Here is a 17,123-nt window from a genome sequence, read left to right as displayed (position 1 = left end):
TATTAAAAATAACCACCTCTTAGACTAAATAATCTACTTTTTTGTTAAATGTAATTATCAAATTTGAAATATCTAAATGCGTAACATGTGTTATACGAATATAATGTTACTATTAAAAAATGATTAAGAAATTTAAAATATTCAATTTTCAAGCTTTAGTAAAACAGGTTTGAAATAAACAAAATTAAAATCCATAACAAAATGAAATCAAGAAGAAATTTTATTAAAAAAACTGCGCTTGCAGGAGCAGGAATTACAATGTTACCTAATATGTCTTTTGGAATAAACACAGGTTTATTTGGAAAAGAACAGAAATTAAAGGTAGGGATGATAGGTGTTGGATTGAGAGGAACGAATCATTTAGATAATGTTTTACAAAGAGATGATGTATTAGTAACAGCAATTTGTGATATTGATCCTAGACGTAATACTATTGCCTTAGATAAGATAAAAAAAGCTGGTCAGCCTAAACCTGAAGTTTTTGGATCAAGTGATCTTGATTATAGAAATTTGTTAGAGTTGAAAGAAGTAGATGCAGTAATAATTTCTACACCTTGGTTATGGCATACCCGTATGGCAAAAGATGCAATGAAAGCTGGAAAGTATACAGGTTTAGAAGTGTCAGCAGCCAATACCATGGAAGAATGTTGGGATTTGGTAAATACATACGAAGAAACAGGTACACATTTAATGATATTAGAAAATGTGAATTATAGACGAGATGTACTTGCAGTATTAAATATGGTAAGACAAAATGTGTTTGGCGAGTTGGTTCATTTTAGATGTGGTTACCAACACGATTTGCGTTTTGTAAAACTAAATGATGGAAAAAGTGCTTATGGTAAAGGAGTTGAATTTGGAGATAAAGGTATTTCAGAATCAGCATGGAGAACGCAACATTCATTATTAAGAAATGCCGATGTGTATCCAACCCACGGAGCAGGTCCAATAGCAGCTATGTGTGATATTAATAGAGGGAATCGCTTTACCTCTTTAACAGCCAATGCATCAAAAGCTATAGGATTAAACGATTATATCGTAAAACATGGAGGAGAAGATCATCCAAATGCAAAATTAAAATTTAAACAAGGAGATGTGATAACATCAACAATAGAAACAGCAAACGGAGAGACAATTATTGTAACACATGATTGTAATTTACCAAGACCTTATTCTTTAGGATTTAGAGTTCAAGGAAGTAACGGACTATGGGAAGTAGACGGAAATAGAATCTATATTGAAGGTGAATCTGATCCACATCGTTGGGATGTAGCAGATGAATGGTTAAAAAAATACGACCATCCATTATGGAAAAAATATGGAGAACATGCTTTAGGTGCCGGACACGGGGGAATGGACTTTTTTGTTATCAATGCCTTTATAGAATCAGCAAAATTAAATATTGCACCACCAATGGATGCGTATGATGCAGCAGCGTGGAGTGCCATAACACCACTATCAGAACTTTCAATAGAAAACAACGGAGAACCTCAAGACTTTCCAGACTTTACAAGAGGAAACTGGATTAAAAGAAAACCTTATAACTGGATGAAAGATACTTATTAAAGTATTTATGTATCTAGTCGAATATTCAACTCAATCATTAACTTAAATTAACTTTATGAAAAAATTAATCACATGTTTAATAATTTCTATGCTGGGTATATTTTATGTCCAAGCACAAGACAAAACAGTTACAGGAACTGTTTTTGATGAAACTGGTGGACTTTTACCTGGTGCCAGTATTTTAGAAAAAGGAACAGTAAACGGAACATTAACGGATTTTGATGGTAAATTTTCTATTTCACTAACAACTAAAAATCCGACTCTAGTAATTTCTTATATGGGTTTTACTACTAAAGAAGTCAAGTTAAATGGACAGTCAACTATTACAATTGAATTAGTTCAAGATACCGCATTGTTAGATGAAGTAGTTGTAGTAGGTTTTGGTACTCAGAAAAAAGTAAACCTTACAGGGTCTGTTGCTTCTGTAGGTAGTGACATGCTTGAAAGTAGACCTATTACTAGTGTTTCAGCTGGACTTTCAGGGTTGTTGCCAGGTGTGTCAGTGAATCAATCTACAGGTATGCCAGGTTCTGATAGTGGTACAATTAGAATTAGAGGTACGGGTACTTTAAATCAAGCTTCTCCTATGGTGTTAATTGATGGGACTGAAGGCTCTTTAAATGATGTGCAAGCTAATGATATTGCAAATATATCCGTGTTGAAAGATGCTGCATCTGCTGCTATTTATGGTTCAAAAGCGGCAAATGGTGTTATTTTAATTACAACTAAAACAGGTAAATTTGGAGCTCCATTGATTAATTTTTCAAGTGATGTAGGGTGGCAATCTGCAACAGTATTACCAGATTATTTAGGTTCTTATGATTACGGAGTTTTATATAACGAAGCCTTAACTAATAGTGGAAAAACACCTGCTTTTAGTGATAATGATTTAGAATTGTTTAAAAATGGAACTGATCCGTATGGACACCCAAATACAGATTGGCAAGATCTTTTATATCAGGGTTCAGGTTTTGTTAATACCAATACTTTAGGTATATCAGGAGGCTCAGAGATAACTAAGTATAGAGCGTCTATTAATCATCAAAAACAAGATGGTATTATAGAGCATACTGGTAAAAATGAGTATAATGCAAGGCTTAATCTTTCTGTTACTCCTAAAAAATGGATTACTACAAATATGAATTTATCATATACTCTAATGGATCGTGAAGAGCCAAATAATGCCTATGTAGGTGGGGGAATTGATCAGATAATAAGACAAGTAAATAGAATTTCTCCATGGGTTCCTTACAAAAATGAAGATGGAACTTATGGAACTATTGGAGATGGTAATCCAATCGCGTGGATAGATTTGGGACCACAAATTAACTACAAACGTAAAACTTTTGTAGGAATTGGTTCGATTAAGGCCGATTTATTTGAAGGTTTAAGTGTTAAAGCTTTGGTTTCTCACAGAAATGTAGAATCTAATAATTCAGAAATGAATAAAGAGATTCAATACAATTCATCAAAATACCATGGGCCTACAAAATTGACAGAAAGTTTTAGTACAACTACTCGTAATACATTTGATTTGACTGCAAATTATAATAAAACTTTTAATGATGTGCATAATTTGGGTGCTTTGGCTGGATATCATGCGGAATCTTATGATTATAAAGTATTGACGGGATATCGTGAAAATTTTCCAAACACTGAACTTTCAGATTTAAACGCAGGATCTACTAGCGGTATGAAAAATACAGGGTATACACGCGAACTAAATATGACCTCTTGGTTTGGGCGTATTAATTATGATTATTTAGGACGTTATTTGTTTGAAGCAAATATAAGGTCTGATGCTTCTTCACGTTTTTCTGAAGATAATAGAGTAGGTGTGTTTCCTTCTTTCTCTGCTGGTTGGCGTATATCTGAAGAGGAGTTTTTTGAGAGTGCAAGAGATAATATATTTAATGATTTAAAATTTAGAATTTCTTGGGGGCAATTAGGTAATCAAGATGCATTAAGTGACTATTATCCAACTATCCCAACTTTGGGACTAGGAGTGGATTATCCTTATAATAGTAATATAAACTCTGGAGCAGCTATAACAGATGCTAAAAATGCAGATTTAATTTGGGAAAAAACAACAAGTTATGGTATAGGTGTAGATGCAAGGATATTTAATACACTTGATATTACTATTGATTTATATAAAAAATTAACTGAAGGTATAATTATGCAAGTGCCTGCACCAGATGAATTTGCTTTAAGTAATTTTTTTGATAATGTTGGTGAGCTAGAAAATAAAGGGGTAGAAGTGAGCCTAAATTATAATGAAAAATTTGGAGATGTAGGTTTTGGGTTTAGTGGAAATGTAGCTTTCAATAAAAATGAACTGATTCAATTGGCGGGGGTTGATCAAATTATTAGTGATCGCACAATACGTAAGCTAGGTGAATCTTTAGACTCTTGGTATGGTTATAAGACAGATGGATTATATCAAAGTCAAGATGAAATTGATTCTTATGCAACCAATACTCTTTATAGAAGTCAAATTAAACCAGGTGATTTACGCTATGTTGATGTTACTGGAGATGGTAAGGTAGATGCAGATGATCGTGTAATATTAGGTGATTCTACACCTAATTTAATTTTTGGATTTAATTTTACATTAGAATACCAAAACTTTGATTTTATGGCATTTTTCCAAGGAACTGCGGGAGGACATGGTTATATGGATAGTTCTGCTATAGGTTCAGCAAATGGAGATAGTGTTAAACCAGCAGCATTATGGCTGGATAGTTGGACTCTCGAAAATACTGATACTAACGTACCAAGACTTATTGATAATACAGTTGGGCCAAGTTTGCCACAAAATTCAACTACAAGTTACTGGTTGAGAAGTACTGATTACTTAAGAATGAAGAACCTTCAGTTAGGGTATAATATTCCTTCAAAAATATTAGATAATTGGAATATTTCACGTTTGAGAGTTTATTATAGTGCTCAAAATTTATTTACAATTACATCTTATCTTAAGGGGTGGGATCCTGAAGCGCCATCTGGACGTGGTAGTAGTTATCCTGTTGTAAAAACAAATTCAATAGGTATTAATTTAACTTTTTAATTTATAGTAAAAGATGAAAAAAATAATATATTTATTAGCAATAGTTGTTGTATTCAACTCTTGTGACGAATCCTTTTTAGAAACGGATCCTAATGATGCTCTTTCACCTTCAACTTTTTGGAAAACCCAAAATGATTTAGACTTAGCTTTAACTGGTTGTTATAGTGGTTTTGAAGATGGAGGTTCAATTATATATCGAGATTGTGGATCAGATAATGCTTATAATAATTTTCCTTGGGAAGGATGGAAAAATATAGGAAATGGAGAATTATCTCCAGCTGACCCAGGTTCTACTTATTATGATTTTACAATAATAAATAGATGTAACGAGTTTATTGAAAATGTTGATTTTGCTGTTGATGTAGATGAGAATCTTAGGGAGGTATATAAAGCTCAAGCACGTTTTATTCGTGCCTTTAAATATTATGTTTTAACAACAAATTATGGTGATGTTCCTTTAATAACTCAGAATTTTGGTACTCCAGAAGAAGCTAAAGTTTCAAGGGATTCACAAGAGGTAGTTCGTAATTTTATTGAAGACGAATTAAATGATGTGATTAATATTTTGCCTGATGCTTATTCCGCTGCAGAATATGGAAAAGCTACAAAAGGCGCTGCACAAGCATTACTAATGCGTTACTTTCTTTATTTTAAAGAATATCAAAAAGCTTTATCAACTGCAAATAGTATTAGTGGATATTCTTTAAACGCTACATTTGAAGGCCTATTTGACCCTGCAAACGAGCAAAATAGTGAAATAATTTTATCTGTACAGTATACTCCAGATCTTTATTCAATTGGTTTTACACCTTATTTACCAAATGGTATTGGAGGGTGGTCTTCTGTAGTGCCAACACAGTCTTTAGTTGACGCTTTTGAAATGGCAGATGGACGAACAATTGATGAAGCTGAAAATGATGGGGATTATGACCCTACAAATCCATATGTAAATAGAGACCCTAGATTGAGAGCTTCTGTTGTTTATCCAGGACAAGTATTTGCAAACAATGTTTACCGTTCTATTGAAGTTGGTGACGATGATTACTATAGTAAAGCAAATAATTCTTCTAAAACTGGATACAACTTTAAGAAATATACTAGTTTTATGGATTTAGACCCAGGTTCAGCTTATTGGAATATGGGTAATGATATTTTTATTTTTAGATATGCAGAAGTGCTTCTAACAATAGCAGAAGCTAAGTTAGAATTAGGTCAGATAGATAATGAACTTTATGAAGCAATAGATGCTATTCGCTTAAGAGCTGGTATGCCAGAAGTTGATAGAGTTAAATATGCAGATGAATTAAGTTTAAGGAAGTTAATTAGAAATGAGCGTAGAGTTGAATTTGCAATGGAAGGTCTTCGTAGAGATGATATTATACGTTGGGGAATTGCTTCAGAGGTTCTTAATGGTGATTTGTTAGGGGCTAACAGAGGAACTGTATTGGATACTAAACAACCTAATGGTGATTATAATGTATTAATGAATTTGGATCCAAACATAATTGAGAATCGATCTTTTCAAGTTCCTAAAAATAATCTTTTACCTATACCGCAAAGCGCTATTGATAAGAACCCTAATTTAAAACCGAATAACCCAGGTTATTAATTGTTTGAACTCAAATTATTATTAAAAAATAATTTTTATTTGATTCAATAAGTTTATCCCGTCAGCTTTTTTATGGTTGGCGGGGTTTATTAAATCTACCATTAATTTTTTTGTTACAATTTATTATAATTATAAATTCATTTGGAAATATAAATCCTAAAAAATAATGTTTTAAAAGAATTGATAAATTAACTAGAGTATTTAATACTTTATAAAAAAAAGTTTTCTTATAAAGTAATAATGGAACCTGTAAGCTTTTACGAATTATTTTATAAAAATTATAAAAAATAAATATATATGATAAAACTTTATAATTCATTTGTGATTTTTTTTATAACTATATTTTTAATTGGTTGTAATAATCAACATCAACAAAAAACAATTTTATTCAATTCAAATTGGCAATTTGTTAGATTAGACGATAAGGGTATTGCAAAAGTAAACATTGAAAATCAAGGAACAGGCTGGAAATCACAATATAATGTTACACATGTGGTATCAGAAGGTAATCTTGGATTAGATAAAGATATTGTAAATAGTGAGTTTAAATTACTTGAATCTGCCGATTGGCAATCTATATCAATTCCTCATACACCTAAAATTGAAGATTTAACTGTATTGAAACAATGGCAAGGTATCTGCTACTATAAAAAAGAATTTATAGCAGACAATAATTGGAAGGATCAAATTTCTTATATTGAATTTGAAGGAGCCATGCATCTAGCGGATATTTGGATTAATGGAAAACATGTTATGCAGCACGCAGGTGGGTATACTCCATTTGTGATTGATGTTTCTAATAATTTAAAATTTGGTGAGTCTAATGAAATAGTAGTTAGGTTAGATAATAGGAATAATGAACTCATACCACCGGGTAAACCAGTCGATAAATTAGATTTCAATTATTATGGTGGAATTTATCGAGATGTAAATTTTATTATAAAAAATAAGATACACATAACACATCCAATTTTAGCAAATGAAGTAGGAGGTGGCGGTGTGTTTGTTACGTACCCAAAAGTTACCGATCAAAATGCAGTTGTTGCTGTTAAAACTCAAATAATAAATGAGCTAGATAAGAATTGTGAAGTAGAGGTACATCAAAGACTGTTGACAATTAATGGGCTTTTTCAAGAACGAAATATCGGTGTGGAAATAGGCAATACAAAAACAATTTTAAATCTTTCGTCAGGAGAAAGTAAACATGTTAAGCAAAATATTAATGTAAAACAGCCTCAACTTTGGTCTCCAGATGCACCCTATCTTTACTTATTAAAGACCGAAGTGTTACAAAATGGTAAGATTATTGACAGCGAAGAAAGACGTATAGGTATACGTAGTATAGCTTTTACAAAAAAAAATGGTTTTGAAATAAATGGAACAAAGCTACGGTTGGAAGGTAGTAATAGACATATGGAATATCCATATATAGGGAATGCAATTTCTGATTTAGCACAATATAGAGATATTTATCATATCAAAGAAAGTGGATTCAACACAGTACGCTTGGGGCATTATGTTCAAGATAAATCTGTACTCGAAGCTTGTGATGAGCTAGGTCTTTTAGCTATTGAACCTATTCCAGGTTGGCAATTTTTTAATGAGAATGAACAATTTTGTGAGCTGACTTATAGAGATATAAAACATATGATACGCCGAGATCGAAATCACCCTTCTATTATTATGTGGGAAGTTATTTTAAATGAAGCATGGCCTCCAAATTGGTGGAAAGACAAGGCTTACAATTTTGCAAAAGCAGAGTATCCAGGCAATCAATTTTTTGTTTCTGGAGATAGTTATGGTTATTATGGTTGGGATGTTCAATATAATGATTGGGAAGAAGGCTTCAAACGACCAAATATAAGTGAAAAAGCTGGTTTTATAAGAGAATATTACGACTATGAATTTGGAGGACATTATAGTACTACAAGGGTTAAAAGAGGAGATGGAGAAAAAGCTCTGCTACAAAATGCTTGGAATGCACAATGGTCTCATAATAGATATAGAGCCCAATATCCTCAAACTGCAGGTGATGCAGTTTGGAGTATGTACGATTATAACCGTGGCTGTTGTGACAACATCTGTCGCAGTGGAATAGCTGATATTTTTAGAATTGATAAATTTAGTGTCCCGTTTTACAAAAGTCAGATGTCTATTGGAACACCACTCCCATCAGGGATTTTTAAGCCATATGTGTTTATTGCAAACTATTGGGATAATCAATTAGATAATAATAAGCTGGTGGTCTATTCTAATACAGAAGAAGTAGTACTGGAAATAAATGGAAAACAAGTAGCTAGACAGCAAAGTGATAAAGGAATGGATAGTGATTATGGAAACACTAAAGAAATGTGGTATAATGGAGGAAATCCTTTTGACGGGGGAAATGGTAACAATCTTGAAAAAGCGCCATTTACATTTAATAATATTAAATGGGAAAAAGGAACGGTAAAGGCAATTGGATATGTAGATGGAAAAGCATTAACAGAATATGAAATTTCTACACCAATAAAAGCTTCTAAATTATCTATTGATTATTTTGAATCAGGTAAAAAAGCATCTATAAATGACTTATTGATTGTCTATGTGAAAATAAAAGATTTAAATGGAACACTATGTATAAATGATTCGTCAAGTATTTTATTAGAAGTTATTGAAGGGGGAGAGATTGTTGGACCAAATACAGTTGAAGCAGAAGCAGGAATTGCATCGTTTATTGTAAAGACACATGATGTAGGTCAATTAGAAATAAATGCAAAATCTGATTTTGATCATAAATCAATAAAATGGAATCTTTATTAAAATTTAAGAAAGAACAAAACTAGTTCTAGTGCTATTAGTAATTATTATCCATTAATAAAAATACGTTTGAATAAAAAATATAAAATGAACAAAAAAATCATCTTTTCATACCTGATTTTAAGTTTGTTATTACTTGTTGGTGATGCATGTAAAAATACCAAGGTAACTTCAGATAAAACTGAAGAAACTATAGAAACCGAAACTAGCATTTCTATACCAACACTAGCAAATAGTTGGGTTGTAAATAACCCAAAAGCTACAAGATTAGTTATAGGTAAAAGAGGAATTAAAAATTGGACAAATGCTACAGATAAAATTAGAACCTATTTTTACGCTAAGGATATAGGAGTTATAAATGTTGGACTTAATGCTAAATTTACAGGGGCAAGCAAACTTAAAGTAACGTTGGGAGGTGCTTCAAAAGAAATTGATTTAGAAGCTTCAGAATCAGTTAGTAAATATGCAATAGGAACTTTTAATATTGCAGAACCAGGCTATCATTATTTAGAATTAGAAGGGATTTCAAAATCAGGAGATACTTTTGGAGAAATTTCTGAAATTTTATTGGGAGATGCTTCTTGGGAATCTAAAATAAGTTTTGCAACTAAAGACTGGTCATATTGGGGAAGACGAGGACCATCGGTACATTTAAGTTTTGAAAAACCAGCAGATAAAAATATAAAGTGGTTTTATAACGAAATTACTGTTCCTGAAGGAAATGACCCTATAGGTTCCTATTTTATGGCAAATGGATTTTCTTCTGGTTATTTTGGTATGCAAGTAAATACAGAAACTGAAAGACGTATTTTATTTTCGGTCTGGAGTGCTTATGATACACAAGATCCAAAACAAATACCAAAAGAATACTCTGTTTTACCGCTTGGTAATGGAGATGGTGTTACAGTAGGTGAGTTTGGTAATGAAGGTTCTGGAGCGCAAAGTTATTTTGTGTACGATTGGAAACCAAATGTAACCTATAAATTTTTACTAAAAGGAGAATCTAATGCAGAGAATTCCATAGATTATACAGCATATTTTTACGCACCTGAGGTTGGAGATTGGAAATTAATAGCAAGTTTTAGAAGACCATTCCCAACAGGTTCACATTTAACAAGATTGCATTCGTTTTTAGAAAACTTTTCAACTTCTACAGGAGATAAAAGTAGAAGTGTTAAATATACAAACCAATGGATGTATGACACAGAAGGTAATTGGAATGAAGCTACTGCTGCTAAATTTACTATCGATAATACTGGTGCAAGTGGAGTTCGGTTCGATTATGATGGAGGTTCAGAAGGGGATTCTTTTTACTTAAGAAATTGCGGATTTTTTAGTGATAATGAAGTTCCAAATACTAAGTTTACTAGAGTGTCGGGAGGTGCTGCTCCAACAATTGATTTTTCAACTTTAGAAGTACCTAATATAAAAATCACTCGATAGTTTTTATAAATTTTAGAATGTTTAATTATTGAGCATAGTTTGTAATAAAAAACCTTATTGTAATGAAAAAAAATCTAGATATATCTTTAATCATTGTTTATTTATATAGTATTGCAATATTGGGAATTTCTTGTAGTAAGACAAATCAAGAAAGCTCAATTATTGAAGAACCGACCCCTCCAGTTACAGAAGAGCCAGAACAATCAGAGGCTCCAACTAAAGATGATTTAATAATTTTTATACCCTGTGAAGGAAATAGTTGGGTGGTTGATAATCCAACAGCTACAACAAATATGGTGGTAGAAGGTGGAATTAAAAACTGGTCAAATACTACTGATAGAATTAGAACTTATTTTTATGCTACTGCTACAGGAGATATAGATGTTGGGCTGAATGCTAAATTTACAGGGACCACTAAATTAAAAGTAACACTGGGTAATGTTTCTAAAGAAGTATCTTTTGAATCTTCAAGTACTACTATTAAACATGTGATTGCCACTTTTAATATTACAGAAATAGGGTATCATTATGTAGAGTTAGAAGGTGTTTCTAAAACAGGAAATACATTTGGAGAAATTTCAGATATCATATTAGGTGATACTGTTTGGACTTCACATATTGATTATGTGGAAGCAGATTGGTTTTATTGGGGAAGAAGAGGTCCGTCTGTTCATTTAAATTTTGATGAACCAGCAGGTAAAGATATTACTTGGTTTTATAATGAAATAACCGTTCCAGAGGGTAGTGATCCTATAGGTTCCTATTTTATGGCAAATGGATTTTCTTCAGGTTATTTTGGGATGCAAGTGAATTCTGAAACTGAACGACGAATTTTATTTTCAGTTTGGAGTGCTTATGATACGCAAGACCCAAGTCAAATACCAAAAGAATATACAGTTTTACCATTGGGTTATGGAGATGGAGTTACGGTAGGTGAATTTGGAAATGAAGGTTCTGGAGCACAAAGTTATTTTGTGTACGATTGGAAACCAGATGTAACGTATAAATTTTTATTAAAAGGAGAATCTAATGCAGAGAATTCTATTGATTATACGGCATACTTTTACGCACCTGAAATTGGAGATTGGAAATTAATAGCAAGTTTTAGAAGACCATTTCCTACAGGTGCACATTTAACAGGGTTGCATTCGTTTTTAGAAAATTTTGAAACTAAAACTGGAAGTTTAACTAGAAAAGCGAACTATTCAAACCAATGGATGTATGATACTGAAGGGAATTGGAGTGAAGCTACCTCAGCCAAATTTACAATAGATAATACTGGTGCTAGTGGAGTTCGTTTCGATTATGATGGAGGTTCAGAAGGAGATTCTTTTTATTTAAGAAATTGTGGTTTTTTTAGTGATAATAAAAAGACAAATACACAATTTATTAGACCATCAGAAGGTGTCACTCCTATTATAGATTTTTCAGCTTTAGAAGTGCCTGAGTTGCCAGTTGAAGCTTCTTATACATATTTAGATAGCGCATCTTGGTCTGTAATTGAATATAGCTCACAAGAAGATAATGGAGGAGAGGGAACCACAGGTTTAGCTAAAGATATTATAGATGGTGATATTACTACATACTGGCACTCTTGTTGGGTTGGTGATTGTACAGCAACATCACCTCATTATATAATTGTTGATATGGGAATGTTAAAGTCAGTAGATGGTTTTGGTTTTGTTCAAAGGCAATCTCTATCAAGAGCTGTAAAAGATGTTGAAATTCAGGTGAGTACTGATAATTTAACTTGGGAAAGTTTAGGAGATTTTTCAATTGATAAAACTATAGTTACCCAAAATATTAATGTAAATAATACTAAAGCATTTAGGTACTTTAAGTTTATTGCAAAATCTTCTCATGATGGAACAGAAAATGCAGCTATGGCTGAAATAAAGGCATATATTTTTGATTAAAATATATTTATTTGAATTAATGCTAAAGCCTTTACACTTTTATGGTGTAGAGGCTTTTTTATGTTTTTATTAGAAATATATATTATTTATTTACTAGGTTAAATACCCCTCAATATTCTCAGAATTAATAATATCTAAAGGCAATAAAAGTTGCGGTGGAATTTGTTTGTCAAATAAAAAATGCTCAACTAAATAACTCAAACCTAAATATACCTGTTGCTTAGGGTTTTGATGGATTAAAAAATCAATTTGTCCTTGTTTTAAATAATCAATATTTTTTTTAACAAGATCATATCCAACAATAGCTATAGTGTTTGCTTTTTCTTTAAGAGCTTCAACTACTACATAAGATTTAGAGATGGTTACGAAAAGACCATTTATATTTGGATTTTTTTCTAAAAAAGAATCAATTGATGCATTAAAAATTTCCGATTTTTTATAATTTAAATTAACAGTGGTTATCTTGTAATCTGATGTTTTCAACGATTTAAAATAACTTCTAAATCCTTTTTCTTTTTCTTGTAAATGCGTTGCGTTTTGGTAATCCTCATCTATATGTATAATTCCAATAGTTCCTTTTTTTAACAACATATCCATTAATTTTGCAGCTACCCTTCCGCTTTGATATAAATCTTGACCAATAAAATTATTTGAATAACTTGAATCAATAAAGTTATTGAATGTAGATACTTTTATGTTGTTTTCTGTGCATTTTGCAGCAATTTTAGAAGCTTCTTTTTGAAATAATGGTACCATTAAAATAGCATCGGGTAAGGTAGCTATAACTTCTAATGAAGTTTTAATAAATGTACTTGTTTCTGTTGCATCAAAAACATACTTTTTAATTTCAATGCCAAAGTGTTGAAACTCACTTTCAACTTCTTTTATAGCACCAGTACAAGGTTCCCAATAGGAGTCTTTTTGTGCATCTGGTAAAATTACAGCCAATTTGTATATTTTATTGCTTTTTAAGTTTTTAGCAATTGGGTTTGGTCTATAATCAATTTCATTTAAAATTTTAGTTACTTTTTCTAAGGCAATTTCAGAAACTTTTCCACGCTTATGTAAAACTCTATCAACAGTACCTTTAGAAACACCTGCAAGTTGAGCAATATCTTTAATCGTATATTTTTTCATATTACAAATATATAAAACTTTACGACACAGATTTAAAAATGTGTTCGATAACACAAAAATAATGTGTTCGAGCACATTATTGGTGATTTTCCTTTGATATCTCAAAATTCATTTATAAATTAGCATAATGTTTTATCAGAAATAAGAGTTTTGTTTAAAAATATAAAAATATAATATATTGGAAACAAGTAAATTAAAACCTACTTTGGTGATTTTAGCTGCAGGAATGGGAAGCCGTTATGGTGGGCTAAAACAACTTGATACTTTTACCCCTGAAGGGGCAACCATTATAGACTTTTCAATTTATGATGCATTACAAGCCGGATTCGGTAAATTTGTGTTTATTATTAGAAAAAGTTTTGAAAAAGAGTTTAAAGCAATTTTTGATAAAAAATTGGAAGGAAAAGCTGAAGTTGTTTATGTTTTTCAAGAAATTGATGATGTTCCAGAACAATATCAGAATCCCGAAAGAACCAAACCATGGGGTACAGGTCATGCACTTTTAATGACTAAAGATGTTGTAAAAGAAAATTTTGCAATTATTAATGCAGATGATTTTTATGGAAAGGAAGCCTTTAAAGTAATGGCGCAAGAGCTGGTTAAAATAGATCCTAATTCATATAATTTTAATATGATGGGATATTTGTTGAAAAATACAGTTTCAGAGCATGGTTTTGTTTCTAGAGGTGAATGTGAGGTTGATGAAAATGGTTTTTTAACAGAAATAAATGAAAGGCTTCATATAGAAAAAGTGAATAACTACCTTATAAGAAAAGATGAAAATGGTGTATTTGTTCCAATTGATGGAGATGCTGTAGTTTCTATGAATTTTTGGGGTTTTACACCTAAGTGTTTCGAGTTTGGAGCTTCGCTTTTTGAAAAGTTTCTTGAAGAAAATAAAGGGAATTTAAAAGCTGAGTTTTTTATACCTTTAATTGTAAGTGAAATTTTAAAATCTGGAAAAGCAACTGTTGAAGTATTAAAATCGGATGCTAAATGGTTTGGAGTTACTTATAAAGAGGATAAAGAAATAGTTCAAAAGGAAATTGAACTTTTGCAAAAGAATAAAAGTTATCCAGCAAAACTTTGGTAATATAAAACCTGTATACAAAAAGGTAATTATCAATACATAAAAAATGTACCGCTAAATAATAATATAGATGAAATTAGAACACTTACAAGAAGCTTTTAATCAGTTTAATCATAATTCAAAATTTTTATCGCATTCAGAATTAGCATCTGGTCATATAAACGATACGTATTTAGTTAAAACTTCAGCTGGAATTAATTATGTGCTTCAAAGAATAAACCATGGTGTTTTTAAAAATGTTCCTGGACTTATTTCTAATAAAGTAAATGTCAGTAAACATTTACAAAAAAAATTAGCATACCTTCCAAAATACGAATTAAATAGAAAAGTACTGTCATTTGTAGAAACTACAAACGGCGATTATTATTATACAGATGCTGAAGGTAATTATTGGAACTTAATGGTGTATATAGACAATAGCATTACATTTGAAACTGTAACTAGTGCAGATGTGGCCTATGAAGGTGGAAAATTAATAGGAGGGTTTTTAAATTTAACAAGCGATTTTGATGCGAGTAAACTATCGGAAGTGATTCCAAAATTTCACGATATGCCCTTCCGTTTTTCTCAATTTGAAGATGCTTTAAAAGTTGCTTCAGAAGAAAGAATAGAAAAAGCTAAAGAGTATATAGATCTTGTTTGGAGTTTAAAAGATGAGATGCATATTATTCAAAATTTAAAAGAATCTGGAGATATAAAATTAAGAGTTACTCATAATGATACTAAAATATCAAACGTGCTTTTTGATACTGATAACAAAGGCTTGTGTGTAATAGATACCGATACGGTAATGCCTGGTGTTGTACATTATGATTTTGGAGATGCAATTAGAACTATTTGTAATTCTGCGGCCGAAGATGAAACAGATTTAGATAAAGTAAATTTTAACTTAGAATATTATAAGGCTTATACAAAAGGATTTTTAGAACAAGTTGAATCTGTATTAACACCAACAGAATTAAAATATTTGCCACTTGGTGCAAAAACAATGATTTTTATAATAGCACTTCGATTTTTAACAGATTATTTAAACGGAGATATTTATTTTAAAACTAAATATCCAGAACATAATTTAGATAGAGCAAAAAATCAATTTAAATTAATTGAAAGTATGACTCAAAAAATGGATGTTTATAGCAACTAATAATAAAAACAAAAAATAACTATATGACACAATCAAGCAAGAACAGCACCTTAGTCCCGATACTTATTATTGCAGGACTATTTTTTATTTTCGGATTTGTAACTTGGATTAATGGCGCATTAATTCCATTTATGAAAACCATTAACGAATTAACCGATGCGCAATCTTATTTAGTAGCCTCTGCCTCCTATATTTCTTTTGTAGTAATGGCATTACCAGCTTCTTATATTTTAGAAAAAGTTGGCTATAGAAAAGGAATGTCTTTAGGTTTATTTATTATGGCAATTGGAGCCTTGGTATTTATTCCAGCGGCAGAAGCAAGAACCTATTGGGTTTTCTTGGCAGGTATTTTTATTCAAGGAGTTGGTATGACAATCTTACAAACAGCTTCAAATCCATACATCACAATTCTAGGACCTATTGAAAGTGGTGCAAAAAGAATTGCCATTATGGGGATTGCAAATAAAACTGCAGGTGCTTTAGGTTCATTAATATTTGGAGCTATTTTATTAGCAGGAATAGATGAAGTAAAAGATAAATTAGGTACGGCTTCTGTAGAAGAAAAAGCACATTTATTAGATACTATGGCAGATAGTGTTTTTATGCCATATTTAATAATGGCAATAGTATTATTTGTATTGGGTATTTTAATTAGAAAAGCTCCTCTACCTCACGTGGAAGCATCTCCAATAGAAGAGAGTGAATCTGGAGAAACAACCAAAACAAGTATCTTTCAATTTCCACATTTATGGTTAGGTGTATTAACATTATTCGTTTATGTTGGTGCTGAGGTAATTGCTGGAGATACTATCATCTCTTATGGAATTTCTTTAGGATTTACGGGTGAAGAAGCAAAGTTCTTTACAACATATACATTAATGGCTATGGTAGCAACATATGCATTAGGTGTATTTTTAATTCCTAAATATTTAAAACAAGGTACGGCATTAAAAATAAGTGCAAGCTTAGGTATTATATTTAGTGTTTGTATTTTATTTACTACAGGATTTACATCTATTTTATTTGTAGCTGCATTAGGTATTGCCAATGCATTGGTATGGCCAGCAGTTTGGCCTTTAACTTTAGAAGGTTTAGGAAAATACACAAAAACAGCCTCCGCATTATTAGTTATGGCAATTTCTGGAGGCGCTATTATACCTCCATTATACGGTAGATTGGTAGATGCTAGTAAGCACGAATTAATTACAAGTGGTGTAAATGAAGCAGAAGCAATGGCAACAGCAGCTACGGGTAGCTATTGGATATTAATACCTTGCTATGCCTTAATACTATACTTTGCCTTATCCGGACATAAATTGGGAATGAAAAAGAAATAAGATTAAAAAAAA

Annotated in this window: 10 protein-coding genes; 9 read left to right on the top strand and 1 reads right to left on the bottom strand. The window is 31.4% G+C overall.

Features of this window, described 5'->3' with window-relative positions; genetic code table 11:
* The first annotated feature begins 201 nt into the window (after positions 1–201).
* The 6 genes from MKD41_RS08610 (at position 202) to MKD41_RS08585 (ending at position 12,403) form a co-directional block, all read left to right on the top strand.
* The gene (locus MKD41_RS08610; protein WP_240241901.1) at positions 202–1,566 is read left to right on the top strand and encodes a Gfo/Idh/MocA family protein; all 1,365 of its coding nucleotides are present in this window, start codon (positions 202–204) and stop codon (positions 1,564–1,566) included.
* Positions 1,567–1,621: 55 nt separating this feature from the next.
* Complete coding sequence (locus tag MKD41_RS08605; RefSeq protein WP_240241900.1) at positions 1,622–4,636, top strand: SusC/RagA family TonB-linked outer membrane protein; 3,015 nt, start codon at positions 1,622–1,624, stop codon at positions 4,634–4,636.
* A gap of 13 nt (positions 4,637–4,649) precedes the next feature.
* A complete protein-coding gene (locus MKD41_RS08600; RefSeq protein ID WP_240241899.1) occupies positions 4,650–6,245 on the top strand; it encodes a RagB/SusD family nutrient uptake outer membrane protein in 1,596 nt (531 codons plus the stop codon).
* Between the two features lie 297 nt (positions 6,246–6,542).
* Complete coding sequence (locus tag MKD41_RS08595; RefSeq protein ID WP_240241898.1) at positions 6,543–9,047, top strand: glycoside hydrolase family 2 TIM barrel-domain containing protein; 2,505 nt, start codon at positions 6,543–6,545, stop codon at positions 9,045–9,047.
* Positions 9,048–9,131: 84 nt separating this feature from the next.
* A complete protein-coding gene (locus tag MKD41_RS08590; protein WP_240241897.1) occupies positions 9,132–10,487 on the top strand; it encodes a DUF3472 domain-containing protein in 1,356 nt (451 codons plus the stop codon).
* A 62-nt stretch (positions 10,488–10,549) separates the two neighbouring features.
* Positions 10,550–12,403, top strand: coding sequence for a DUF3472 domain-containing protein (locus MKD41_RS08585; protein ID WP_240241896.1), 1,854 nt, complete (start codon positions 10,550–10,552; stop codon positions 12,401–12,403).
* 93 nt (positions 12,404–12,496) lie between these two features.
* On the opposite strand, the gene MKD41_RS08580 is transcribed toward MKD41_RS08585, so the two are convergent.
* Positions 12,497–13,540, bottom strand: coding sequence for a LacI family DNA-binding transcriptional regulator (locus MKD41_RS08580; protein WP_240241895.1), 1,044 nt, complete (start codon positions 13,538–13,540; stop codon positions 12,497–12,499).
* Positions 13,541–13,718: 178 nt separating this feature from the next.
* Here MKD41_RS08580 and MKD41_RS08575 point away from each other — a divergent pair, with 178 nt between their 5' ends.
* From MKD41_RS08575 to MKD41_RS08565, 3 genes are all read left to right on the top strand, one after another.
* Positions 13,719–14,633 (top strand): sugar phosphate nucleotidyltransferase, encoded by a 915-nt coding sequence (locus tag MKD41_RS08575; protein WP_240241894.1) that lies wholly within the window; start codon positions 13,719–13,721, stop codon positions 14,631–14,633.
* 67 nt (positions 14,634–14,700) lie between these two features.
* Positions 14,701–15,774, top strand: a complete 1,074-nt coding sequence (locus MKD41_RS08570) for a phosphotransferase enzyme family protein (protein ID WP_240241893.1) — start codon at positions 14,701–14,703, stop codon at positions 15,772–15,774.
* 23 nt (positions 15,775–15,797) lie between these two features.
* On the top strand, positions 15,798–17,111 hold the full coding sequence (locus MKD41_RS08565) for a sugar MFS transporter (RefSeq protein ID WP_240241892.1): 1,314 nt from the start codon (positions 15,798–15,800) through the stop codon (positions 17,109–17,111).
* Positions 17,112–17,123: the final 12 nt, after the last annotated feature.

The sequence above is a fragment of the Lutibacter sp. A64 genome, assembly GCF_022429565.1.
Taxonomy (GTDB): Bacteria; Bacteroidota; Bacteroidia; order Flavobacteriales; family Flavobacteriaceae; genus Lutibacter.
This window is presented reverse-complemented; position numbering and strand designations above follow the sequence as displayed.